We start from the raw sequence: 24,404 nt of genomic DNA on the forward strand, positions 1-24,404 counted from the left end.
TTCACTGTTAGCTGGAATGAACATATAATGCGCTTCCAATACTCTAATATTCTCAACCTAATGGCCTGCCAGGCACGAAATCTCGCTTAACATGAATATGAAATTGAAAACGTTATTCGCAGCGGCCTTCGCTGTTGTCGGCTTTTGCAGTACCGCTTCAGCGGTAACTTATCCTCTGCCAACCGACGGGAGTCGCCTGGTTGGTCAGAATCAGGTGATCACTATCCCTGAAGGTAACACTCAGCCGCTGGAGTACTTTGCGGCTGAGTATCAGATGGGGCTTTCCAATATGATGGAAGCGAACCCTGGTGTGGATACCTTCCTGCCGAAAGGCGGCACCGTACTGAACATCCCGCAGCAACTGATCCTGCCGGACACTGTTCATGAAGGCATTGTGATTAACAGCGCAGAGATGCGTCTGTATTACTATCCGAAAGGGACTAACACCGTTATCGTACTGCCGATCGGCATTGGTCAGTTAGGTAAAGACACGCCTATCAACTGGACCACCAAAGTAGAGCGTAAGAAAGCAGGCCCGACCTGGACGCCGACCGCTAAAATGCATGCAGAATACCGCGCTGCGGGCGAACCGCTTCCGGCTGTCGTTCCGGCTGGCCCGGATAACCCGATGGGACTGTATGCACTGTATATCGGTCGCCTGTACGCTATCCACGGCACCAACGCCAACTTTGGTATCGGCCTGCGCGTAAGCCACGGTTGTGTGCGTCTGCGTAACGAAGACATCAAATTCCTGTTCGAGAAAGTGCCGGTCGGTACTCGCGTACAGTTTATTGATGAGCCGGTAAAAGCGACCACCGAGCCGGACGGCAGCCGTTATATTGAAGTCCATAATCCGCTGTCTACGACCGAAGCCCAGTTTGAAGGTCAGGAAATTGTGCCGATTACGCTAACCAAGAGCGTGCAGACAGTGACCGGTCAGCCAGATGTTGACCAGGCTGTTCTGGATCAGGCTATTCAAAACCGTTCCGGGATGCCGGTTCGTCTGAATTAATCTTTAAAACTTAAAGCACAAGGCGGACTCATAATCCGCCTTTTTATTTGCCAGCTCTTACACTGCCGGGAGCATAACTAACAAAACGTATCCTACCAGCGCCGCCCACAACAGCATTGGTATCGAATAAAGATGGAAACGCCACCAGATACGACGATCGTTCGCCATCCGTAGCGCAATCAAATTTGCCAGCGATCCCGGTAACAAGCCAAAACCACCTACGTTAACCGCCCATGCCAGCAGCAACGACGGCGGCACATAGTTCAGCAGCAAAATAGTACTCGGCACGTTACTGATCACCTGCGATAAACCAATCGCCGTTAACCATAATCCGGGTTCGGATAAATGACTCACGTTACTCAACACGCCTTGCAACGCCGGAAGCTGGGTCAGTAAATGGACGTCAATAAACATCGCCATAAACACCAGCAGCAACGTCCAGTCCACACTGAGCACCACGCGACGTGCCAGCAGCGCAAAGCCCGCCGCCACAATCACCAGCCCCCACAGCTCTTGTTTCAACTCCAGCGCCGTAAGGAAGACGATATACAGCCCCAGACAACTCCACACCAGCCGTGGTTTCCACTCCGGCGTTTGCGTCCCCGTATGATATTGCAGCGCCTTTCCAGGAAAACAACACCAGCACAGCAGCAGCAATGTCAGCATCATCGCACCAGCCAGCGGTGCCATCTGTGCAATAAAACCGGCAAACGAAAGACCCGAACGTCCCCAGATAAGGATATTTTGCGGATTACCAATCGGCGTCAGCAGCGATCCGGCATTCACTGCCAGCGCCTCAAAAATAATCAGCCGATTAACCGGGATCTCACACAGTCTTTTCAGCGTGATGGTCAGCGGGACAACAATAAACAGCGCGACATCGTTGGTCAGAAAGGTAGAAAGCAGCGCCGCCGCCAGTACCATAAACATCGCCAGCCGACGCTCAGTAGCAAAACGGCGCACCATTTTGCGCCCCAGCACATCAAAATAACCGCTTAATTCAACACCTTTGGTCAGCAGCATCAGGCCACTTAAAGTAATGATGGTGTGCCAGTCGATAGCGCCAGGCCAGGATTTCGGCGCAAAGGGAACAAAAAAACTTAATCCGATACCAACGAGAATTAATAACTGAAAAAAGCGATCGCCTTGCAGCGTGCGTAAAAAAGGCAGGCTCATTTGGCACCGTGTTTCTGGGTAAACAAACGAAAGGCGTCCAGCGTCTCTTCACTGACATGGTGTTCCATGCCTTCCGCGTCGCGACGGGCAATTTCCGGGCTGACGCCCAACACCAACAAGAAATTTTCGACTATCTGATGGCGCTCGCGGCTTTCCTGCGCCAGCTTCTCTCCTTCCGCCGTTAAAAACACGCCACGCCACGGGATCATTTCAATCAGCCCCAGGGTTGCCAGCCGCTTAAGCATTTTAGCCACCGTCGGTTGCGAAACGCCCAGACGAGCAGCCATGTCCACCTGACGGGCTTCCCCCACTTCTCTTATCAGGTCAGAAATCAGCTCAACATAATCGTCAATAAGTTCGCGGCGATGCGCTTCTCTTACCTGGCGAAACCCTTCAACGTGCTCTTCCACGTTCACTAACTGCGTCACTTTTTTTGCTGTTGGCGTACCTGCGCGACGACTCATTGTGCTTCCTCATTATGGTGACACATATATAGCGTTCTTATTTCGTGCGCACATTGTAAACCAGAGTTGCGAAGGCACAAAAAATTAACGTTTTAGCAATAGCTATATAATATAGCCTGTGCTATATCTGTATGTAATGCAATCATCCCTCATGGATCGACGGGATTAGCAAGTCAGGAGGTCTTATGAATGAGTTCAAGAGGTGTATGCGCGTGTTTAGTCATTCTCCCTTTAAAGTACGGTTAATGCTGCTCTCTATGTTGTGCGATATGGTCAACAATAAACCGCAGCAAGATAAACCTTCCGATAAATAGCGGCGTCGCGGTACGCCGCTTCACTCCTGCGTTATTGCAGGCATAAATAGTTTCTGCCTGAAAACCCCCACTTTTTGTCGGATTTGCAATCCCCTTCGCAAAAGATTTGTTCGTCAGTAGTTGACCTGAACGGCGGCTCGCTCTATCTTCTTGCAGCCCTGCGTATATTGCGGCTCGCGGATGCGGACCCTTTTCCCCTCTTCACGCACTCTTGCAGGTATTGACCCTTGACGCCAGGGTAAGCACATGGCGTTTGTTACGATAGTGGCATATGAATTTAACCCTCAAAGAATCGCTTGTTACCCGTAGCCGGGTATTTAGCCCGTGGACTGCGTTCTACTTTTTACAGTCGCTATTAATTAATCTCGGCTTAGGTTATCCCTTCAGTTTGCTCTACACCGCTGCGTTTACGGCTATTTTGCTTTTGCTATGGCGAACATTGCCTCGCGTACAAAAAATTCTGGTCGGTGTCAGTTCGCTGGTGGCGGCTTGTTATTTCCCTTTTGCTCAGGCCTACGGCGCGCCTAATTTCAATACATTGCTGGCATTGCACTCCACCAATATGGAAGAGTCGACCGAAATCCTGACGATTTTTCCGTGGTACAGCTACCTGATCGGCTTATTTATTTTTGCGCTCGGCGTAATAGCAATCAGGCGAAAAAAAGAGAATGAAAAAGCGCGCTGGAATACCTTCGACAGCCTGTGTCTGGTATTCAGTGTGGCGACTTTTTTTGTTGCCCCCGTGCAAAACCTGGCCTGGGGCGGCGTATTTAAATTGAAGGATACTGGCTATCCGGTATTTCGTTTCGCTAAGGATGTCATCGTCAACAATAACGAGGTGATTGAAGAGCAAGAGCGGATGGCAAAACTTTCCGGGATGAAAGATACCTGGACGGTTACTGCAGTTAAACCGAAATATCAGACCTATGTGGTGGTGATCGGTGAAAGCGCACGTCGCGACGCTCTCGGTGCCTTTGGCGGTCACTGGAACAACACCCCGTTTGCCAGCAGCGTTAACGGTCTGATCTTCGCTGACTACATTGCCGCCAGCGGCTCCACGCAAAAATCGCTTGGCTTAACGCTTAACCGCGTCGTCGATGGCAAGCCACAATTTCAGGATAACTTTGTCACCCTTGCCAACCGCGCAGGTTTTCAGACCTGGTGGTTTTCCAATCAGGGACAAATTGGTGAGTACGATACCGCCATCGCCAGCATTGCTAAACGTGCAGATGAAGTGCACTTCCTGAAAGAAGGTAATTTTGAAGCAGATAAGAACACCAAAGACGAAGCGTTACTGGACATGACCGCTCAGGTGCTGGCGCAAGAACACTCGCAACCGCAACTGATTGTTTTGCATCTGATGGGCTCACATCCGCAGGCCTGCGACCGGACACAAGGCAAATACGAAACCTTTGTGCAATCGAAAGAGACGTCGTGCTATCTCTACACCATGACGCAAACGGACGATTTACTGCGCAAACTCTATGACCAGTTACGCAACAGCGGTAGCAGTTTCTCGCTGGTTTACTTTTCTGACCACGGTCTGGCCTTTAAAGAACGCGGTAAAGAAGTGCAATATCTGGCTCATGACGATAAATATCAGCAAAATTTCCAGGTGCCTTTTATGGTCATTTCCAGCGACGATAAAGCGCACCGGATAATTAAAGCCCGCCGTTCAGCCAATGACTTCTTAGGTTTTTTCTCTCAATGGACAGGGATTAAAGCGAAGGAGATCAACATCAATTACCCGTTTATCTCTGAGAAGAAAGCCGGGCCGATATACATCACTAACTTCCAGTTACAGAAGGTGGATTACAACCATCTCGGAACCGATATATTCGATCCCAAATCTTAAGATAAAAAAATCCGCCCCGAGAGGCGGATTTTTTATATCACCGAAGTGATTAGAAGCGGTAACCAACACCGGCAATCCAGGTGCCTACGTCAACGTTACGAATACGGCTCTGCTCGTAAGAGAAGTCCAGAGCAACGTTTTCGATTGGGTTGAACTGCAGACCCGCGCCGTAGGAGAAGCCGTAGTCGCTGGTGTCATGTTTGTAGATCGGGTATTCAGTGGTCTGGAATTTACCATAGCCCACACCCACTACACCGTAGATGCTTGCCCAGTCGTTAATGCGGTAAGCCGGACCAGCAGTGATGCCGTAGTACTGGGTTTTGTTGTAGTCACCAGAGCTTGCAGTGCGGCTTTTCTCGGTGTAAGTGAAAGAACCGATCACACCCAGCGGGCTGTTGTCTTCTTCATAGCGGTATTTCAGGTTGAAACCGCCCATTTTGTTCATTTTGCCCTGAGCGTCGCTCTGTGCATAACCACCAGTTACGGTAGAAGTAGCAGCTACGGAAGTACCTGCGGTGAAAGCCAGAACTGCGGCCAGTGCTGAAAGACATGCAATTTTTTTCATAACCACCTCAAATGTGATTCAAATAAGTCCTAAGTTTTAAATATATCAAAAATTAATGGGAAACTCTTCGCGATTTGTGATGTCTAACGGGCCATTTCGTGTAACAGAACGTTTCCATTCACCGCTATCCATCTAAATTTAAATCACTTTTTCTGTGAACAGCGTAAGTATTACGCATATATTCACACTCTCTCATCCAGATTATTCTTAATCAGCAAACTGATGAATCCATCAATCCTGGCGCATTTTAGCCAAAACGGGGAAAAAATTTTCAACAAATGCTCAACCAGCCACTGGTACATCCAGTACACTCCACGTTTTACCTTGCTATACAACTTTATGGGAGAAAGGATGCCAGGGTCATTACGTAAAATGCCGGTCTGGTTACCAATAGTCATATTGCTCGTTGCCATGGCGTCTATTCAGGGTGGGGCTTCATTAGCAAAATCACTTTTTCCACTGGTTGGCGCGCCTGGAGTGACTGCACTGCGCCTTGCGCTGGGAACATTGATTCTTGTCGCTTTCTTTAAACCGTGGCGGCTGCGTTTTGCCAGAGAACAACGGTTACCGCTGTTGTTTTACGGTGTATCTCTGGGTGGGATGAACTATCTCTTTTATCTCTCTATTCAGACTGTACCTCTGGGAATTGCAGTTGCGCTGGAATTCACCGGGCCACTGGCGGTGGCACTGTTCTCCTCTCGTCGCCCGGTAGATTTCGTTTGGGTTTTGCTGGCAGTGCTCGGTCTGTGGTTCCTGCTGCCGCTGGGGCAAGATGTTTCCCATGTCGATTTAACCGGCTGTGCGCTGGCGCTCGGTGCCGGTGCTTGTTGGGCTATCTACATATTAAGTGGGCAACGTGCCGGTGCTGAACACGGCCCTGCGACGGTGGCGATCGGTTCGCTGATTGCGGCATTAATTTTCGTGCCAATCGGCGCGTTACAGGCTGGAGAGGCTCTCTGGCATTGGTCGGTTGTTCCATTAGGTTTAGCTGTCGCAATTCTCTCGACCGCTCTGCCCTACTCGCTGGAGATGATTGCCCTCACCCGTTTGCCGACGCGGACATTTGGTACGCTGATGAGCATGGAACCGGCACTGGCCGCCATTTCCGGGATGATTTTCCTCGGTGAGATGCTGACGCCAATACAGATTCTGGCGCTCGGCGCTATCATCGCAGCTTCAATGGGCTCCACGCTGACAGCACGCAAAGAGAGCAAAATAGAAGAAATAGATATTAATTAAATTTACAATTCTGCATGGTTATGCATAACCATGCAGAATATTTCGCTAATTTTCACCTGCCACATCCTTATATATCTGACTACACAAAAGCATATTTATTCCGAAAATTCCTGGTGAACAAATAAATAAGAATCGTTCTTATTTGAATATATAAGCCACTGTATTTTCGTCGGTTTTATCTTTCACGCTTGTTACCACTATTAGTGTGATAGGAACAGCCAGAATAGCGGAACACATAGCCGGTGCTATACTTAGTCTCGTTAATTACTGGGACATAACATCAAGAGGATATGAAATTATGAGTACCGCTAAATTAGTTAAATCAAAAGCGACCAATCTGCTTTATACCCGCAACGATGTCTCTGACAGCGAGAAAAAAGCGACAGTAGAGTTGCTGAATCGTCAGGTTATCCAGTTTATTGATCTTTCGTTGATTACCAAACAGGCACACTGGAATATGCGCGGCGCTAACTTCATTGCCGTACATGAAATGCTGGATGGCTTCCGTACCGCTCTGATCGATCATCTGGATACCATGGCTGAACGCGCGGTACAACTGGGCGGCGTTGCCCTTGGCACCACTCAAGTTATCAATAGCAAAACACCGCTGAAAAGCTACCCGCTGGACATCCACAACGTTCAGGATCACCTGAAAGAGCTGGCGGATCGTTATGCAATTGTCGCCAATGATGTACGTAAAGCCATCGGTGAAGCAAAAGATGATGATACTGCAGATATCCTGACCGCCGCCTCCCGCGACCTGGATAAATTCCTGTGGTTTATCGAATCTAACATCGAATAACACCGCCGCTGATGGTTCAAAACGTTAGCAGGCAATAAAAGCGGCTTCCTGAAAGGGGGCCGTTTTTTTTAATGCCCAGTCTCTACGCACTTTTTTAGTGCATCCAACTGCCCTTCCAGCCTGCCAAAGTAAACTTTTTGTATCAACATCATCACACAATCGTTACATAAAGATTGTTTTTTCATCAGGATTTACGCTAAATAATCACTGTGTTGACTGCACTATTTTAGCGCACCACTTTGGCGCCCCATAATGGTGCAATCTAACGGTGTTGCCTCATAAATCGTGCAATCCGTTTTCATCGCCTCTCGAAAAATCAACGAGTTGCAAAACTGGCACGATTTTTTCATATAGGTAAATGTTACGCAGGGGATCGTCCCGTGGATAGAAAAAAGGAAATGCTATGAAGTCTGTATTAAAAGTTTCACTGGCAGCACTGACCCTGGCTTTTGCGGTTTCTTCCCATGCCGCAGATAAAAAATTAGTTGTCGCGACAGATACCGCTTTCGTTCCGTTTGAATTTAAACAGGGCGACAAATACGTGGGCTTTGATGTCGATCTGTGGGCGGCAATCGCCAAAGAACTGAAGCTGGATTACGAACTGAAACCGATGGATTTCAGCGGTATCATTCCGGCGCTGCAAACCAAAAACGTCGATCTGGCGCTGGCGGGCATCACTATCACCGACGAGCGTAAAAAAGCGATCGATTTCTCTGACGGCTACTACAAAAGCGGTCTGTTAGTGATGGTGAAAGCGAACAACAACGATGTGAAAAGCGTGAAAGATCTCGACGGTAAAGTGGTTGCTGTGAAGAGCGGCACTGGCTCCGTTGATTACGCGAAGACGAACATCAAAACCAAAGATCTGCGACAGTTCCCGAACATCGATAACGCCTATATGGAACTGGGTACTAACCGCGCAGACGCCGTCCTGCACGATACACCAAACATTCTTTACTTCATCAAAACCGCCGGTAACGGCCAGTTCAAAGCGGTGGGTGACTCACTGGAAGCACAGCAATACGGTATTGCTTTCCCGAAAGGTAGCGACGAGCTGCGTGATAAAGTCAACGGCGCGTTGAAAACCCTGCGCGAAAACGGAACTTACAACGAAATCTACAAAAAATGGTTCGGTACAGAACCGAAATAATAACACCACGCCTGTAAAGCGCACGGACAGTCCCCTCTCCCCTCTGGGGAGAGGATTAGGGTGAGGGCACAGGCCTGCTCCAACGCCATTAATTACCCTGAATTTGATTATTTACACCACGGTAACAGGAACAACATATGCAGTTTGACTGGAGTGCCATCTGGCCTGCCATTCCGCTTCTGATTGAAGGCGCCAAAATGACCCTGTGGATTTCGATCCTCGGTCTGGCTGGCGGCCTGGTGATCGGACTGGCGGCAGGTTTTGCACGCACCTTTGGCGGTTGGATAGCCAACCACGTCGCGTTAGTCTTTATTGAAGTGATTCGCGGCACACCTATCGTCGTCCAGGTGATGTTTATCTACTTCGCCCTGCCGATGGCGTTTAACGACTTACGCATCGACCCGTTTACTGCGGCGGTGGTCACCATCATGATCAACTCCGGCGCATACATTGCGGAAATCACGCGTGGTGCAGTGCTGTCAATCCACAAAGGTTTCCGTGAAGCCGGGCTGGCACTTGGTCTTTCACGTTGGGAAACCATTCGCTACGTCATTTTACCTCTGGCACTGCGCCGTATGCTGCCGCCGCTGGGCAACCAGTGGATCATCAGCATTAAAGACACCTCGCTGTTTATTGTTATCGGCGTGGCGGAACTGACCCGTCAGGGGCAAGAAATTATTGCCGGTAACTTCCGCGCCCTTGAGATCTGGAGCGCCGTGGCGGTGTTCTATCTGATTATTACCCTGGTGCTGAGCTTTATTCTGCGTCGTCTGGAAAGAAGGATGAAAATCCTGTGATTGAATTTAAAAACGTCTCCAAGCATTTTGGCCCTACCCAGGTGCTGCACAATATCGATTTGAACATTGCCCAGGGCGAAGTGGTGGTGATTATCGGGCCGTCAGGTTCCGGTAAATCAACCCTGCTGCGCTGCATCAACAAACTGGAAGAAATTACCTCTGGCGATCTGATTGTCGATGGTCTGAAGGTTAACGATCCGAAAGTTGACGAGCGTCTGATTCGCCAGGAAGCGGGCATGGTGTTCCAGCAATTTTACCTCTTCCCGCACCTGACGGCGCTGGAAAACGTGATGTTTGGTCCGCTACGCGTGCGTGGCGCAAACAAAGAAGAGGCGGAAAAACTGGCACGTGAGCTGCTGGCGAAGGTCGGTCTGGCAGAACGCGCACATCACTACCCTTCCGAACTTTCTGGTGGTCAGCAACAGCGTGTGGCGATTGCCCGTGCGCTGGCGGTAAAACCGAAAATGATGCTGTTCGATGAACCGACTTCCGCTCTTGACCCGGAACTGCGCCATGAAGTGCTGAAGGTTATGCAGGATCTGGCAGAAGAAGGCATGACGATGGTGATTGTGACCCACGAAATCGGTTTTGCTGAGAAAGTGGCTTCACGTCTGATCTTTATTGATAAAGGCCGGATTGCGGAAGATGGCGATCCTCAGGTGTTGATCAAGAACCCGCCGAGCCAGCGTTTGCAGGAATTTTTACAGCACGTCTCTTAACTTCTCAGCCTCCCTTTCCCCTGAAAGGGAGGCACACCAGATTCCTCTCATTTCAAATCGCTCCTCCCCCAGCATCTATACTTATCTTTTTGCTCTGTTTTCTCACTGGAGGAGTCATGCGGTGGATTCTGTTCATCCTCATCTGCCTGCTGGGCGCACCTGTCCATGCAGTATCCATACCCGGCGTTACCACCACAGCAACAACAGATTCAGGCTCTGAACCGGCTCAGGAACCGGATATCGAACAAAAAAAAGCGGCCTATGGCGCACTGGCGGACGTGCTGGATAATGACACCTCGCGCAAAGAGTTGATCGACCAGCTACGCACCGTTGCCGCCACGCCCCCTGCAGACCCCGTACCGAAAATCGTGCCGCCGACGCTGGTTGAAGAGCAAACCGTGCTGCAAAAGGTGACTGAAATCAGCCGCCATTATGGTGAAGCCCTTTCCGCCCGCTTCGGGCAACTTTACCGCAATATCACTGGCTCCCCGCATAAGCCGTTTAATCTACAAACCTTCAGCAATGCGCTGACCCATTTTTCAATGCTAGCGGTTTTAGTGTTTGGTTTTTACTGGCTGATTCGCCTGTGCGCGCTGCCGTTATATCGCAAAATGGGTCAGTGGGCGCGGCAAAAAAACCGTGAGCGCAGCAACTGGTTACAGCTTCCGGCGATGATCATCGGGGCGTTTATTATCGATTTGCTGTTGCTGGCTCTGACGTTATTTGTCGGCCAGGTACTAAGCGACAATCTCAACGCCGGTAGCAAAACCATCGCTTTTCAACAAAGCCTGTTTCTCAATGCTTTCGCTCTGATTGAATTTTTCAAAGCTGTTTTACGCCTGATTTTCTGCCCGAACGTGGCAGAGCTGCGCCCGTTCAATATTCAGGATGAAAGCGCCCGCTACTGGTGCCGCCGTCTTAGCTGGTTAAGCAGTCTGATTGGTTATGGACTGATTGTGGCAGTGCCGATTATCTCTAATCAGGTGAATGTGCAAATCGGGGCGCTCGCCAACGTGATAATCATGCTGTGCATGACCGTCTGGGCGCTGTATCTGATCTTTCGTAATAAAAAAGAGATTACCCAGCATTTGCTCAACTTCGCGGAGCACTCGCTGGCATTCTTCAGCCTGTTTATCCGCGCCTTTGCGCTGGTGTGGCACTGGCTGGCAAGCGCCTATTTTATTGTGCTGTTTTTCTTTTCGTTGTTCGATCCAGGAAACAGCCTGAAATTTATGATGGGCGCAACGGTGCGCAGTCTGGCGATTATTGGTATCGCGGCGTTTGTTTCCGGTATGTTTTCCCGCTGGCTGGCGAAGACCATCACTCTCTCGCCACATACTCAGCGTAACTATCCGGAGCTGCAAAAACGGCTGAACGGCTGGCTATCAGCAGCACTGAAAACGGCGCGTATTCTGACGGTGTGCGTGGCGGTAATGTTGCTGCTCAGCGCCTGGGGGCTGTTCGATTTCTGGAACTGGCTGCAAAACGGCGCGGGGCAGAAAACCGTGGATATCCTGATCCGTATCGCGCTCATCCTTTTCTTCTCGGCGGTTGGCTGGACGGTGCTCGCCAGTTTGATCGAAAACCGGCTGGCTTCGGATATTCACGGTCGCCCGCTGCCCAGCGCCCGCACGCGTACCCTGCTGACACTGTTTCGCAATGCGCTGGCGGTGATTATCAGCACCATCACCATCATGATTGTGTTGTCGGAAATCGGCGTCAATATCGCGCCGCTGCTGGCAGGTGCCGGGGCATTAGGTCTGGCTATCTCGTTTGGTTCGCAAACGCTGGTGAAAGATATTATTACCGGAGTGTTCATTCAGTTTGAAAACGGCATGAACACTGGAGATTTGGTTACCATCGGGCCGTTGACCGGCACGGTGGAACGGATGTCGATTCGCTCCGTGGGCGTGCGTCAGGATACCGGTGCGTATCACATCATTCCGTGGTCTTCGATAACCACCTTTGCTAACTTCGTCCGTGGCATTGGTTCGGTGGTAGCAAACTATGATGTCGATCGGCATGAGGATGCCGATAAAGCCAATCAGGCGCTGAAGGATGCCGTAGCGGCGGTGATGGAAAATGAAGAAATTCGCGGGCTGATTATTGGTGAACCGAACTTTGCCGGTATTGTCGGCTTAAGCAATACCGCGTTTACGCTGCGTGTTTCGTTTACCACGCTGCCGCTCAAACAGTGGACGGTGAGATTTGCCCTCGACAGCCAGGTGAAAAAACATTTCGACCAGGCTGGTGTTCGTGCGCCGGTGCAAACTTATCAGGTGCTGCCGGGAACGCCCCCGGTAGCACCACTGCCATCGGGGGAGCCTACGCTTTAACGCTGGCGATTGACAAAACGACGGCGCTGTTCGTCGTTCATAAAGGTCCAGGCAATAAAGCGACTCTGTTTTTGCCCCTGGGCCATCTCTTTTTTGACCACTTTCACCGCGCCAACATCCGTCAGAGCACGATACAACGGCGGTAAGTTTTCGCCACGAGATACCAGCGAGGTAAACCACATCACCTGCTTCGCGAAGCCTTTACTCTCTTCAATCATCTTTTTGATAAAGGCCACTTCGCCACCTTCACACCACAGCTCCTGTTGCTGACCGCCAAAGTTCAGCGCGTTATCTCTGTCCAGCCCCAGGTTACGCCGTTTGCGTTCGCTGCCGGCACGCGCTGCTGCTGCGGAGTCATGGAATGGTGGGTTGCACAAGGTTGCGTCGTATTGCTCGTTTTTGTGGATGATGCCGTTAAAAATGGCGCCGGTATCCTTTTGCCGACGCAGGCGGATAGCGCGGTTAAGACCCGGATTGGCGCTGATGATCGCCTGCGCGCTGCTTAACGCCTGGCTGTTAGTTTCTGTACCAGTAAAACGCCAGCCATATTCATGTACGCCAATCAGCGGATAAATACAGTTCGCACCAACGCCGATATCCAGAATGCTGGCATTGGCCGGGATTGTTCCGGTTGCTTCAGCCAATAAATCAGCAAGATGATGAATATAATCCGCCCGACCCGGCACCGGTGGGCAGAGAAAACCGTCAGGGATATCCCAGCTCGCCACAGCATAAAAATGTGCCAACAGCGCCTTGTTGAGCGCCTTCACTGCCAGCGGATTGGCGAAGTCAACGCTTTGCTCACCGGCAGGGGTAAGCGTAAGGAATTGCGCCAGTTCAGGATTCACCTGACAAAGCGTGGCGAGATCGTAGCGACTGTGATGACGATTGCGCGGGTGTAACCCCGGTTTCTGGGCGGACATAGCATTCTCCTTTAAGCAGCGGCGTAAGATACCCGCATAACGCAGCAGGGTAAATATCTGGCTGCGTTTAACATGCTTCAAAACCTTAACCCGACTGCATTTTTCATCAATTCATCATAAAAATCAGCACGCTGCATGTCATTGATTTGTCTTGTTTTGTAAAAATATATTGTTCAAAAAATAAGCACATGTCTGTCAATTTTTTGCGTCATTTTCATCGCACAGGAGACCTACACTTATCAGGCACTACTCGTTGTATTTATGAGGATGTCATTATGAAAAAGTGCCTCGCACTACTGATTGCCACCGTCCTGAGCGGAATCACCTTCACGGCTTATGCCGCGCAGCCACTGAGTAGCCAGGACAGCGGTCAACTACGACCAGCCGGAACCGTTTCGGCGACCGGCGCATCTAACCTAAGCGATCTGGAGGATAAACTGGCAGAAAAAGCGCGCGAACAAGGCGCGAAAGGTTATGTCATTAATTCCGCAGGCGGAAATGACCAGATGTTCGGTACTGCAACCATCTACAAATAACCCCACCAACGTAACTGCATTCGCCTCTGGATGCAGTTTTCGCCCATTTTGTAATCAAAAAACATCAAATATGAACATAATGTAAATAAATGTATTTCTTTTTCGCGCAATGGGTGATAGAAAATCGCGCCAAGTGATAATGCTTATCAAAATTATTATCACTTACACGATCGCTTTTACGGGATTAACAGTGGCATCGCATCCGCAGAGATGCTTTCTCGTGACAGTGAAAATTTTAACATATAAGAAAAAGTCACCTGCAAAATGGAAAACAATCGCAATTTCCCCGCCAGACAATTTCATTCGCTCACGTTCTTTGCCGGTCTTTGTATCGGTATCACGCCTGTGGCACAGGCACTCGCCGCCGAAGGGCAAACTAACGCGGATGACACGCTGGTTGTCGAAGCATCAACGCCTTCGCTTTATGCACCACAACAATCTGCCGACCCGAAATTCTCGCGTCCGGTAGCGGATACAACCCGCACGATGACGGTGATTTCGGAACAAGTGATTAAAGATCAGGGCGCAACCAACCTTACCGACGCGCTTAAAAACGTCCCCGGCGTGGGTGCGTTTTTTGCTGGTGAGAACGGTAACTCCACCACTGGTGACGCCATTTATATGCGCGGCGCCGATACCTCTAACAGCATTTATATTGATGGCATTCGCGATATTGGCAGCGTCTCGCGCGACACCTTCAATACCGAACAGGTCGAAGTGATTAAAGGCCCATCCGGCACCGACTACGGGCGTAGTGCGCCGACGGGTTCGATCAATATGATCAGCAAACAACCGCGCAATGATTCAGGTATTGACGCCTCCGCCAGTATTGGTAGCGCCTGGTTCCGTCGCGGCACGCTGGATGTTAATCAGGTCATTGGCGATACCACAGCGGTACGTCTGAATATGATGGGCGAAAAAACGCACGATGCCGGACGCGATAAAGTCAAAAACGAGCGTTACGGCGTCGCCCCTTCTGTGGCATTTGGTCTCGGTACGTCGAATCGTTTGTATCTCAACTATTTACACGTTACCCAGCACAATACGCCAGACGGCGGCATTCCGACCATTGGTTTACCGGGCTATTCCGCACCTTCTGCGGGTACGGCGGCGCTGAATCATTCCGGAAAAGTTGATACGCATAACTTTTATGGTACGGATTCCGATTACGACGATTCGACCACCGATACTGCCACCATGCGTTTTGAGCACGACATCAGCGATAACACCACTATTCGCAATACTACGCGTTGGTCGCGCGTGAAGCAGGATTACCTGATGACGGCAATTATGGGCGGGGCGTCGAATATTACCCAGCCCACCAGCGATGTGAATAGCTGGACGTGGTCACGCACTGCGAATACCAAAGATGTGAGTAATAAAATTCTCACCAACCAGACCAACCTGACCTCGACGTTCTATACCGGCTCTATCGGTCATGATATCAGTACCGGCGTGGAATTTACCCGCGAAACGCAAACCAACTACGGCGTTAATCCGGTGACGTTACCGGTGGTGAATATTTATCATCCTGACAGCAGCATTCATCCCGGTGGCCTGACGCGCAACGGCGCAAATGCCAATGGTCAGACGGATACCTTTGCAATTTATGCCTTCGATACGCTGCAAATCACCCGTGATTTTGAGCTGAACGGCGGAATTCGGCTGGACAATTATCATACTGAATACGACAGTGCTACCGCCTGCGGCGGCAGTGGACGCGGCGCAGTTACCTGCCCTACTGGCGTGGCGAAAGGTTCTCCGGTCACCACTGTCGACACCGCTAAATCTGGCAATCTGGTGAACTGGAAAGCCGGGGCGCTGTACCACCTGACAGACAATGGCAATGTCTACGTGAACTATGCCGTTTCCCAACAACCACCAGGTGGCAGTAATTTCGCCCTTGCGCAATCTGGCAGCGGTAACAGTGCCAGCCGTACCGACTTTAAACCGCAAAAAGCCAAAACCAGTGAGATTGGCACCAAATGGCAGGTGCTGGATAAACGCCTGCTACTCACTGCCGCGCTGTTCCGTACTGATATCGAAAATGAAGTTGAGCAAAATGATGACGGGACTTACTCACAATACGGTAAGAAACGCGTCGAAGGCTATGAGATTTCCGTTGCCGGGAATATCACTCCGGCCTGGCAAGTGATTGGCGGTTACACCCAGCAAAAAGCGACTATCAAAAACGGCGCTGACGTTGCTCAGGATGGTTCCTCATCACTGCCGTATACGCCGGAACACGCCTTTACCCTATGGAGCCAATATCAGGCAACCGATGAGATCTCCGTTGGTGCAGGCGCTCGCTATATCGGCAGTATGCGTAAAGGTTCAGACGGCGCGGTGGGAACGCCAGCGTTTACCGAAGGTTATTGGGTCGCCGATGCCAAACTGGGTTATCGGGTTAATCGCAATCTCGACTTCCAGTTAAATGTCTACAACCTGTTCGATACCGATTACGTCGCCTCAATCAACAAGAGCGGCTACCGTTATCACCCGGGTGAGCCAAGAACTTTCCTGCTCACCGCCAATATGCATTTCTGATTCAGATGTGGGGTGCAGGGAGCACTAAGATTGATGGCGAGAACAGAACTGCCTGATGCGCTACGCTTATCAGGCCTGCGAAATTCGTGCAATGTATTGAATTTACATCATTTTGTAGACCGGATAAGGCGTTCACGCCGCATCCGGCATGAGTTAAGTGCACTCTATCAACAATCGGTGTGATGCTCAGCCCCCACTTTTTGGAGAACCTATATGATGTACCACATTCCCGGTGTGTTATCGCCACAGGACGTCGCCCGGTTTCGTGCCCAACTGGAACAAGCCGAATGGATTGATGGACGTGTCACCACCGGCGCACAAGGCGCGCAGGTCAAGAATAATCAACAGGTAGACACCCGCAGCGCGTTATATGCCGCATTACAAAATGAAGTGCTGAACGCGGTTAACCAACATGCACTGTTCTTTGCCGCTGCCTTGCCGCGTACCATTTCCACGCCGCTGTTTAATCGCTATCAGAACAATGAAACCTATGGTTTTCATGTGGATGGCGCGGTACGCAGTCATCCGCAAAACGGCTGGATGCGCACCGATCTTTCCGCCACGCTGTTTTTGAGCGATCCACAAAGTTACGAAGGCGGCGAACTGGTCGTCAATGACACCTTCGGGCAACATCGGGTAAAACTTCCGGCTGGCGATCTGGTGTTGTATCCCTCCAGCAGCCTGCACTGTGTGACGCCAGTAACGCACGGCGTACGGGTGGCGTCATTTATGTGGATACAATCAATGATCCGCGACGATAAAAAGCGCGCCATGCTGTTCGAGCTGGACAACAATATTCAGTCACTCAAAAACCGCTACGGTGAAGGAGAAGAGATCCTGTCACTACTCAATCTTTATCATAATCTGCTGCGGGAATGGTCGGAGATCTGACGCTTGAACTGCCCAGGTTCGCCCCTATATTAGCTACACTTAACTGTACAAGCATTGATATGGGGAGGACGATATGGCATCCGGTTGGGCTAACGATGACGCCGTCAACGAACAGATCAACAGTACAATTGAAGATGCGATTGCCCGCGCCAGGGGTGAAATTCCGCGTGGCGAAAGCCTGTATGAATGTGAAGAGTGCGGCGCTCCCATCCCGCAGGCTCGTCGGGAAGCCATTCCTGGCGTGCGCTTATGCATTCACTGTCAGCAGGAGAAAGATTTACAAAAACCGGATTATACAGGATATAATCTCAGAGGTTCGAAAGACAGCCAGTTACGTTAACTGCAACTAGCATGATGTGTAGATAGTATGATTTGCGTTTTTCGTGGCATTCCGTGCCTTTAACGCAGCCGTAACTGCCACATGTTACAAAATTGGTTCATACATACGATAAATGAATGGATTATCAACATGTTAGATATCAATCAATTTATTTGAACAAGGCGGTCAATTCTCTTCGATTTTATCTCTCGTAAAAAAACGTGATACTCATCACATCGACGAAACAACGTCACTTAAACAAAAATCACCTGCGAGAGATTAATTATGAAAACTATCAATACTGTTGTTGCTGCTATGGCTCTTTCAACTCTGTCATTTGGCGTGTTCGCGGCGGAGCCGGTCACGGCATCCCAGGCACAAAGCATGAATAAAATTGGCGTAGTTTCTGCCGATGGCGCATCCACCCTCGATGCCCTGGAAGCGAAACTGGCTGAAAAAGCGGCGGCGGCTGGCGCCAATGGATACAGCATCACATCCGCCACCAACAACAATAAATTAAGCGGCACAGCGGTTATCTATAAGTAATTCGCAGGCCGGATAAAGCGTTTACGCCGTATCCGGCAAGAAGCTATCAGGTTATGAATTTCCCTGTCTGTTTGCCGACAGACGCATGTGCTCCAACCCTCATTGATCCTATGTTACCCTTGTTTGCCCGTCCGTCACTGGACGGGCTTTTTTTAGCTGGCTGACTGCTGGCTGAAAGCCTGCAACGTCTCTTCTGATATACCAATCTGCCGCGCGGCGTCACAAATTGCCTGCCAGCTCCCGGCATCCAGTGGAATCCCCATCTCCTGCCGTTCACGGCGCATATTCACTTCCCACTCACCCGGCAGCAAAATCGGTTTATCGTCATCATGCGGCGAGGCTTTCACCCACTCGGCAAAGGCTTCGGACTGCGCTGCACAATCTGGCGCACCGAACAGCTCCGGGTTAATGATAATGCTCGTCATGCAGTTAAAACCGGCATCCGGGCTGTGCTGCAATGTTTCCTGATAAGTGGTTTTACCACCAGAAAGCGCACCACCGAGAATTTCGCACATCACCGCCAGGGCGTAACCTTTATGTTCAGCAAAAGCCAACAACGCTCCTAACGGTGACTCCAGCATTACTGCCGGATCGGTCGTTGGCACACCGTTAACGTCGATCAGGCAACCAGGTGGTACGGGCACGCCTTTATGCCAGGCCACACGCGCTTTACCAAACGCAATGGTGCTGGTGGCGTAATCAAGTAGCAGCGGGAAATTATCTTTTCGGGGAAAGACCACGCAGAACGGATTTGTGCCAAAGCGACTGTCACGACCACGGAACGGCGCAACAGCCTTGCTCCCTACCACACTGACAAAGTGGATAGAGACAAACCCCGCCGCCGCGCACTGTTCCGCCCAATAACCAATGCGCCCGATATGGTGTGAGTTACGCAGCGCCACGGCAGCAATACCGTGGTGACGTGCTTTTTCAATCCCCAGAGTCATGGCCTCATATGCAGCTACCTGACCACATGCGCGATCGCCATCAAGCGTGACCACAGCCCCCGCATCTTTGACAATTTTGGCGTGATGGTTGATCTGCAAATAGCCCTGCTGCCAGGAACGCACATAATTCGGGATCATGCCAATACCATGTGAATCATGCCCTGCCAGATTTGCTGCGATTAAATGATCTGCTACTAATTTTGCTTCCTGTTCCTCGCTACCCATCTGACGAAACACAGTCAGGACAAAGTTGTGCAGCGTCCGGGCATGAAAGCGATGACCACTTTCCATGGTTAACTCCTGTTTATGTTATATGCCTGTTGTTTTTTTATGCTGCGCGCCGCACACGGGAAGGTCAATAAAGATGCTGCACTTTCATGGTGCAGTGGAGTAAAGACCGGATGACACTCATCATCCGGCTGAGGAAGAAATTAAAATGATTGCTTAATGCGCGCCAGACCATCGCTAATGGTTGCCACTTCGCCCGCCGCCGCCAGACAGCAAGCCATCTGGATGTTCAGTGACTCGGGAATTGGTTCGCTGCCAGCCAGGCAACGTTCAATCCACTTCGCCGTGGTTTCCGGGTCTTTTGCTTGTGGCAGTAGCACGTTGCCAGCAGTGTCCTGTTTTTCATACAGCACCCGCATCCCTTCGCGGTCAATAAGATTTATTTGCGGGCAGCGTTGCGGATTAGCATAGACTTCGCCTTCAGTGCCGTGCATTAACAGCGCCCGTCCGCCGATATCGCGAAAGAACTTCGCGACTCGCCCGATGTATTCCGGATGCGAGACGCTGGAAAGACGCAGTGCCTCACCTTCGGCAAACGGTGTCGCCAGTTTCGCCAGGGTATGCGCACTGTTGCGCACGCCCATCCGCCAGCGCATCGCCAGTTGTTTTTCCAGCGGCGGGCAAAACGCGCCTACGGGCATAAATACCGGCTGGTGCTCGTCAAGCTTCGCCTGTGCTTGTCCGGCATGTAGCGTTGGCGCAATCCCCATCAGTTGAAAAATGGTTTCGGTCAGCACGCGAGTCGGATCTTCACTAACGCCGTGAACGACCACCGGAAAACCGAGTTTATGCAGCAGAATCGCCAGCAACGGTGTCAGGTTGGCCTGTTTACGCGCGCCGTTGTAACTGGGGATGACAATCGGCATCGGCTTGCCGACGGGGGGCGTCAGCTTGATGGTGTGATTTTGCATGGCTTCGTAAAAGCCGAGCATCTCTGCTTCCCCTTCCCCTTTGATACGCAGTGCAATCAATATGCCACCCAACTCAAGGTCAGGCACTTCGCCAGTGAGCATATGGGCATACAGACCGCGCGCCGTATCCTGGTCCAGATCGCGTGCGTGGTTTTTCCCGCGCCCGATCTCTTTAATGATTTTGCGATAGTCCATTTACGACTCCTTACCTGACTCACATCATTAACGCCGCCGACGGCGTGGGGATTTCGCTTTTTCTTTCTTTTTAACTATACCTTCAGGGACTTCCGGTTGCTCTATTGGAAATACCGGTAATGCATCCAGTAGTCGCTTGCCATAATTTTTGGTCAACAAGCGTTTGTCGTAGATAACCACTTCGCCCCAGCAACTGTGGCTTCGAATAAGACGCCCAACTTGCTGAATCAGATTAAACGAAGCACTCGGCAGGCTTTGCACCTCAAACGGGTAGCGATTAAGACTTTTTAGCCATTCGCCTTCGGTGATCACCACCGGACTGTCGATAGGCGGAAAGGCGATTTTATGGATATGCACCTGACTGAGCAGATCGCCTTTCAGATCAAGGCCTTCGGCGAATGACTGTAGGCCCACCAGCACGCTGCGCTCACCGTTAGCGACGCGTTTGCGATGCAGTTCAACTAAGCGGTAGCGCGGCTGATCGCCCTGCACCAGTAACATCAAACGTAAATCCGTCACATAGTCGAGAAACCGCTGCATCGCCCGTCCGCTGGCAAACAGCACCAACATGCCGAGATGCTTTTTGCTCTCCACCTGCTCACGGAAAAAGGCCGCCATTTCAGCAATGTGCTGCTCTTCGCTGTCGATGGAAGGCTCAAAGCGCATCCGGGGAATAACAATTTTGCCCTGCTCGCAGTGGTTGAACGGTGAATCCAGCGCCACAAAGCGGTCGCCTGCTTTCTCTTTCAGCCCGCTCATCTCCTGCAAACGCGAAAAACTGTTCAACGAACGCAAGGTCGCGGAAGTAACAATAATGTGCGGAATGCTGCGCCACAGCAGCCTTTCCAGCTGATCGCTGACGCGGATCCCCACGCAGTGAAACCAGAGATGTAGCTGCCCGTCACGCTCTTCCCGCGTCGCCCATTTGGTCACTGGCGCACCGGAAGATTGCGCCAGCGAGGCCAGCCGCCAGAGTTTGCTTTGCGCCTCAAACATCCCCAGCGCGCGGTTCATCTGCAAAATCAACCGATGCAGACGCACAATATCGTGGCTGCCGGTTTTCTCGCTTAAATCGTTGAGGAACAGTTCTGCCAGGCCACGCAACATCTCGGTCAGTTTCGCCAGCCGCTGGCAGATCTCCAGCACTTCATCAGGCAGTTCGCCCATCGCAAACCGGTGCTCAGCCTCCTGCCCGGCAGGCATATAGAGATTGAGAATGTTGTTTAAAGAGGCGATAAGCTCATACAACTCTTCACAATGCGCATTCAAACGTTCAGGGATTGCCAGCGGTGGGATCGTCTTCGGGCGAAACTGCTCCATGCAGGTGGCGACCAGTTTCGTGAACAAGTCCAGTTGGAGCCGATACCAGGGCGCGGTGATTTCGGCGCTCATCTCCAGCGCATCCCGCGCCACGTCCGGCAGGTGATGCCCTTCATCCAGCACCAGCAGCAAGTTTTTCGGGTCTGGCAATACAGCTTCGCTTTCCATCGCCGCCATCACCAGCGCATGGTTTGCCACCACCACTTCTGCTTCCTGAATCTCCCGACGGGCAACAAAAAACGGGCATTCGCGGTAGTAGTAACAGTTGCGGTTGAGGCAGCTGGCTTTGTCGGTACTCAGCCGTCGCCAGAGATCGTCATCAATAGCGATATCTGTATGATCGCGCAGGCCATCCCATTTATAAGTGTCGAGATCGCCCTTCAGCTTTGCACAGCGTTTTTGCTCTTCCTGATTATTAGGCGTCAGTTCGTCGTCAAGAAAAGCGAGCAGATCCTGTTGCGTGGGTTCAGTGCTGGCAAGCGCCGTCAGGTTACGCGGGCAAACGTAGCGCCCACGCCCGAAAGCGGCGGTGAATTTAAGATCGGGAATGATCTTTTTCAACAAAGGTAAATCTTTGCTGTAGATCTGATCCTGCAATGCCACGTTGGCGGTACTGACCACCAGCGTTTTTTGCTCTTCGCGGGCAATCGCAATGCCAGGAATCAAATAGGAGAGCGTTTTCCCAACGCCGGTGGGCGCTTCAATCGCCAGATGCCGCCCTTCTTCTCCGGCCAGCGTTTTGGCGACGTCCGCAATCATCTGCCGCTGCGGCGCACGGGGAATAAAGTCGGGGATCTGTTCCTGAAGCGCCTTATACCAGGCGGCAATTTGCGCTTTAAGCGCGGCGGTTAATGCCATGAGAAAACCTGAAATACTGTATAAACAGCCAATATTGTGGCATTTTTCGGTTTTCAGGGGTAATGGTTTTTCTGTTTCTGGAAAGCTGCTCGCAAAGACGTTTTCCGGATGTGGGGTTTTCCTCTCATCCATTCAGGGAAAGGGGAACAGGCCAGGATATTTGGGTCTTTGTCATCTGTTTTATGCCGGGCATAGCCCGGCATAAAAGATTACTGCGCAGCGGCAGGTTTACGCGGACGGCGGCGACGTTGTTGTTCGCCTGCCGGTTTGGCATCGCCGAGACGACGAGACGGTTTTTCTGCGGGTTTCGCGTTACCAGACTTCGCACCACCTTCAGCGCGGCGTGGCTGCTGTTGAGCGCGACCACCACCCTGCCCACGACCGCCGCCACTGCGTTGCTGGCGACCATTCTGGATCGGTTCGGCTTTGATTGACGGGTCCGGCTCATAGCCCGGAATCGCAATGCGTGGGATCTCTTTTTTCAGCAGTTTTTCGATATCACGCAGCAGTTTGTGTTCATCAACACACACCAGCGATAACGCTTCGCCGGTGGCGGCGGCACGACCGGTACGCCCGATACGGTGGACATAATCTTCCGGTACGTTTGGCAGCTCATAGTTGACGACGTGTGGCAACTCTTCGATATCCAGGCCACGCGCGGCGATGTCGGTCGCCACCAGCACGCGAATATCGCCCGATTTAAAATCGGCCAGCGCACGGGTACGCGCACCTTGCGATTTATTGCCGTGGATCGCCGCACTGCGAATGCCATCTTTATTTAATTGTTCAGCCAGATGGTTAGCACCATGTTTGGTACGTGTAAACACCAGCACCTGCTGCCAGTTGCCTTTACCAATCATGTGTGACAGCAATTCCCGTTTGCGTTTCTTATCGACAAAGTGAACGTGCTGGGTCACTTGCTCAGAGGCGGTATTGCGGCGTGCCACTTCGATTTCCAGCGGGTTATGCAGCAGTTTTTCTGCCAGAGCTTTAATCTCGTCAGAGAAAGTCGCGGAGAACAGCAGGTTCTGGCGCTTCGCTGGCAGTTTTGTTAACACACGACGAATATCGTGGATAAAGCCCATATCGAGCATACGGTCAGCTTCATCAAGGACGAGGATCTCTATCTGATCCAGTTTCACCGCGTTCTGGTGTTCCAGATCCAGCAAACGCCCCGGCGTTGCCACCAGCACATCAACACCGCCACGCAGCTTCATCATCTGCGGGTTAATGCTGACGCCACCAAACACCACCAGCGAACGAATGTTCAGGTATTTGCTGTAATCACGGACGTTTTCACCAATCTGCGCCGCCAGTTCGCGGGTCGGGGTGAGGATCAACGCGCGTACCGGACGACGCCCTTTGGCGTGCGGCTGGCGGGAAATCAGGTGTTGCAACAGCGGTAACGTAAAGCCCGCTGTTTTGCCCGTGCCGGTCTGGGCACTGGCCATCAGGTCGCGGCCTTCCAGCACCGCAGGGATCGCCTGCTGCTGAATAGGGGTGGGTTCACGGTAACCTTGCTCGGCAACGGCGCGCAGGATATCAGGGCTTAAACCCAAAGAATCGAAAGACATAACTACTCCGAACCGCCCCGACCGTTACCGGTGTAGTTTTCAGGGAGATACTGAAAAGGAAAATGACAAAAACCACAATGTCATGAGGGGGCGGAGTGTAGCAGTTTTTGTGACGCGGCG

23 protein-coding genes are annotated in these 24,404 nt (G+C 51.3%); 14 read left to right on the forward strand and 9 right to left on the reverse strand.

What is annotated here, in order from left to right; translation table 11 throughout:
- Positions 1–91 precede the first annotated feature (91 nt).
- A complete protein-coding gene (ldtB, locus tag HEN21_RS08855) occupies positions 92–1,012 on the forward strand; it encodes a L,D-transpeptidase (protein WP_001056379.1) in 921 nt (306 codons plus the stop codon).
- A 57-nt stretch (positions 1,013–1,069) separates the two neighbouring features.
- Here ldtB and HEN21_RS08860 read toward each other — a convergent pair whose 3' ends face one another.
- A complete protein-coding gene (locus tag HEN21_RS08860) occupies positions 1,070–2,188 on the reverse strand; it encodes an anion transporter (RefSeq protein ID WP_176252357.1) in 1,119 nt (372 codons plus the stop codon).
- Positions 2,185–2,652, reverse strand: a complete 468-nt coding sequence (gene mntR / locus HEN21_RS08865) for a manganese-binding transcriptional regulator MntR (RefSeq protein WP_000091012.1) — start codon at positions 2,650–2,652, stop codon at positions 2,185–2,187. Before mntR ends, HEN21_RS08860 begins: the two co-directional genes overlap by 4 nt.
- A 185-nt stretch (positions 2,653–2,837) precedes the next feature.
- Here mntR and mntS point away from each other — a divergent pair, with 185 nt between their 5' ends.
- Both mntS and opgE read left to right on the forward strand, forming a co-directional pair.
- Positions 2,838–2,966: a manganase accumulation protein MntS gene (gene mntS / locus HEN21_RS08870; RefSeq protein WP_001001761.1), complete on the forward strand. Its 129-nt coding sequence runs from the start codon at positions 2,838–2,840 to the stop codon at positions 2,964–2,966.
- Positions 2,967–3,237: 271 nt separating this feature from the next.
- The gene (gene opgE / locus HEN21_RS08875; RefSeq protein ID WP_176252356.1) at positions 3,238–4,821 is read left to right on the forward strand and encodes a phosphoethanolamine transferase; all 1,584 of its coding nucleotides are present in this window, start codon (positions 3,238–3,240) and stop codon (positions 4,819–4,821) included.
- A gap of 49 nt (positions 4,822–4,870) precedes the next feature.
- On the opposite strand, the gene ompX is transcribed toward opgE, so the two are convergent.
- Positions 4,871–5,386 carry an outer membrane protein OmpX gene (ompX, locus tag HEN21_RS08880; RefSeq protein ID WP_010351215.1) on the reverse strand — a complete coding sequence of 172 codons (516 nt, stop codon included), beginning with the start codon at positions 5,384–5,386 and terminating at the stop codon, positions 4,871–4,873.
- Positions 5,387–5,438: 52 nt separating this feature from the next.
- A complete protein-coding gene (locus tag HEN21_RS08885) occupies positions 5,439–5,504 on the reverse strand; it encodes a hypothetical protein (protein ID WP_123056750.1) in 66 nt (21 codons plus the stop codon).
- Between the two features lie 233 nt (positions 5,505–5,737).
- Between HEN21_RS08885 and rhtA the strand changes: the two genes are divergently transcribed.
- The 6 genes from rhtA to ybiO all read left to right on the forward strand — a co-directional run bounded on the left by rhtA (position 5,738) and on the right by ybiO (position 12,429).
- Entirely contained in the window at positions 5,738–6,625 is an 888-nt protein-coding gene (rhtA, locus tag HEN21_RS08890) for a threonine/homoserine exporter RhtA (protein ID WP_010351217.1), read from the forward strand.
- Positions 6,626–6,923: 298 nt separating this feature from the next.
- Positions 6,924–7,427, forward strand: coding sequence for a DNA starvation/stationary phase protection protein Dps (gene dps, locus HEN21_RS08895; protein ID WP_000100800.1), 504 nt, complete (start codon positions 6,924–6,926; stop codon positions 7,425–7,427).
- 403 nt (positions 7,428–7,830) lie between these two features.
- Positions 7,831–8,577, forward strand: coding sequence for a glutamine ABC transporter substrate-binding protein GlnH (gene glnH, locus HEN21_RS08900; protein ID WP_000843874.1), 747 nt, complete (start codon positions 7,831–7,833; stop codon positions 8,575–8,577).
- Between the two features lie 137 nt (positions 8,578–8,714).
- On the forward strand, positions 8,715–9,374 hold the full coding sequence (glnP, locus tag HEN21_RS08905; RefSeq protein ID WP_001159053.1) for a glutamine ABC transporter permease GlnP: 660 nt from the start codon (positions 8,715–8,717) through the stop codon (positions 9,372–9,374).
- Complete coding sequence (gene glnQ, locus HEN21_RS08910) at positions 9,371–10,093, forward strand: glutamine ABC transporter ATP-binding protein GlnQ (protein WP_000569080.1); 723 nt, start codon at positions 9,371–9,373, stop codon at positions 10,091–10,093. Before glnP ends, glnQ begins: the two co-directional genes overlap by 4 nt.
- A gap of 116 nt (positions 10,094–10,209) precedes the next feature.
- Positions 10,210–12,429, forward strand: a complete 2,220-nt coding sequence (gene ybiO, locus HEN21_RS08915; protein WP_016231639.1) for a mechanosensitive channel protein — start codon at positions 10,210–10,212, stop codon at positions 12,427–12,429.
- Here ybiO and rlmF read toward each other — a convergent pair.
- Positions 12,426–13,352 (reverse strand): 23S rRNA (adenine(1618)-N(6))-methyltransferase RlmF, encoded by a 927-nt coding sequence (gene rlmF / locus HEN21_RS08920; RefSeq protein WP_176252355.1) that lies wholly within the window; start codon positions 13,350–13,352, stop codon positions 12,426–12,428. The two genes, ybiO and rlmF, sit on opposite strands and share 4 nt — an antisense overlap.
- A gap of 275 nt (positions 13,353–13,627) precedes the next feature.
- On the opposite strand from rlmF, the gene mcbA reads away from it, so the two are divergent.
- The 5 genes from mcbA to ybiJ all read left to right on the forward strand — a co-directional run bounded on the left by mcbA (position 13,628) and on the right by ybiJ (position 18,191).
- The gene (gene mcbA, locus HEN21_RS08925) at positions 13,628–13,888 is read left to right on the forward strand and encodes a DUF1471 family periplasmic protein McbA (protein WP_010351222.1); all 261 of its coding nucleotides are present in this window, start codon (positions 13,628–13,630) and stop codon (positions 13,886–13,888) included.
- 264 nt (positions 13,889–14,152) lie between these two features.
- Positions 14,153–16,435 carry a catecholate siderophore receptor Fiu gene (locus tag HEN21_RS08930; protein WP_176252354.1) on the forward strand — a complete coding sequence of 761 codons (2,283 nt, stop codon included), beginning with the start codon at positions 14,153–14,155 and terminating at the stop codon, positions 16,433–16,435.
- 213 nt (positions 16,436–16,648) lie between these two features.
- Positions 16,649–17,326: a PKHD-type hydroxylase YbiX gene (ybiX, locus tag HEN21_RS08935; RefSeq protein WP_000990156.1), complete on the forward strand. Its 678-nt coding sequence runs from the start codon at positions 16,649–16,651 to the stop codon at positions 17,324–17,326.
- Between the two features lie 73 nt (positions 17,327–17,399).
- Positions 17,400–17,666, forward strand: coding sequence for a C4-type zinc finger protein YbiI (ybiI, locus tag HEN21_RS08940; RefSeq protein WP_100734012.1), 267 nt, complete (start codon positions 17,400–17,402; stop codon positions 17,664–17,666).
- A gap of 264 nt (positions 17,667–17,930) precedes the next feature.
- Positions 17,931–18,191, forward strand: coding sequence for a DUF1471 family protein YbiJ (gene ybiJ / locus HEN21_RS08945; RefSeq protein WP_176252353.1), 261 nt, complete (start codon positions 17,931–17,933; stop codon positions 18,189–18,191).
- 152 nt (positions 18,192–18,343) lie between these two features.
- Here the strand turns inward: ybiJ and HEN21_RS08950 are convergent, their stop codons facing one another.
- The 4 genes from HEN21_RS08950 to rhlE all read right to left on the reverse strand — a co-directional run bounded on the left by HEN21_RS08950 (position 18,344) and on the right by rhlE (position 24,284).
- Positions 18,344–19,429, reverse strand: a complete 1,086-nt coding sequence (locus HEN21_RS08950; RefSeq protein WP_000443555.1) for a malate/lactate/ureidoglycolate dehydrogenase — start codon at positions 19,427–19,429, stop codon at positions 18,344–18,346.
- Positions 19,430–19,569: 140 nt separating this feature from the next.
- A complete protein-coding gene (gene ybiB / locus HEN21_RS08955) occupies positions 19,570–20,532 on the reverse strand; it encodes a DNA-binding protein YbiB (protein WP_176252352.1) in 963 nt (320 codons plus the stop codon).
- 27 nt (positions 20,533–20,559) lie between these two features.
- A complete protein-coding gene (gene dinG / locus HEN21_RS08960; protein ID WP_105285233.1) occupies positions 20,560–22,710 on the reverse strand; it encodes an ATP-dependent DNA helicase DinG in 2,151 nt (716 codons plus the stop codon).
- A gap of 209 nt (positions 22,711–22,919) precedes the next feature.
- Positions 22,920–24,284, reverse strand: a complete 1,365-nt coding sequence (rhlE, locus tag HEN21_RS08965) for an ATP-dependent RNA helicase RhlE (protein WP_176252351.1) — start codon at positions 24,282–24,284, stop codon at positions 22,920–22,922.
- Positions 24,285–24,404 lie beyond the last annotated feature (120 nt).

Source organism: Escherichia sp. 93.1518 (assembly GCF_013368915.2).
Classification (GTDB): Bacteria; Pseudomonadota; Gammaproteobacteria; order Enterobacterales; family Enterobacteriaceae; genus Escherichia; species Escherichia ruysiae.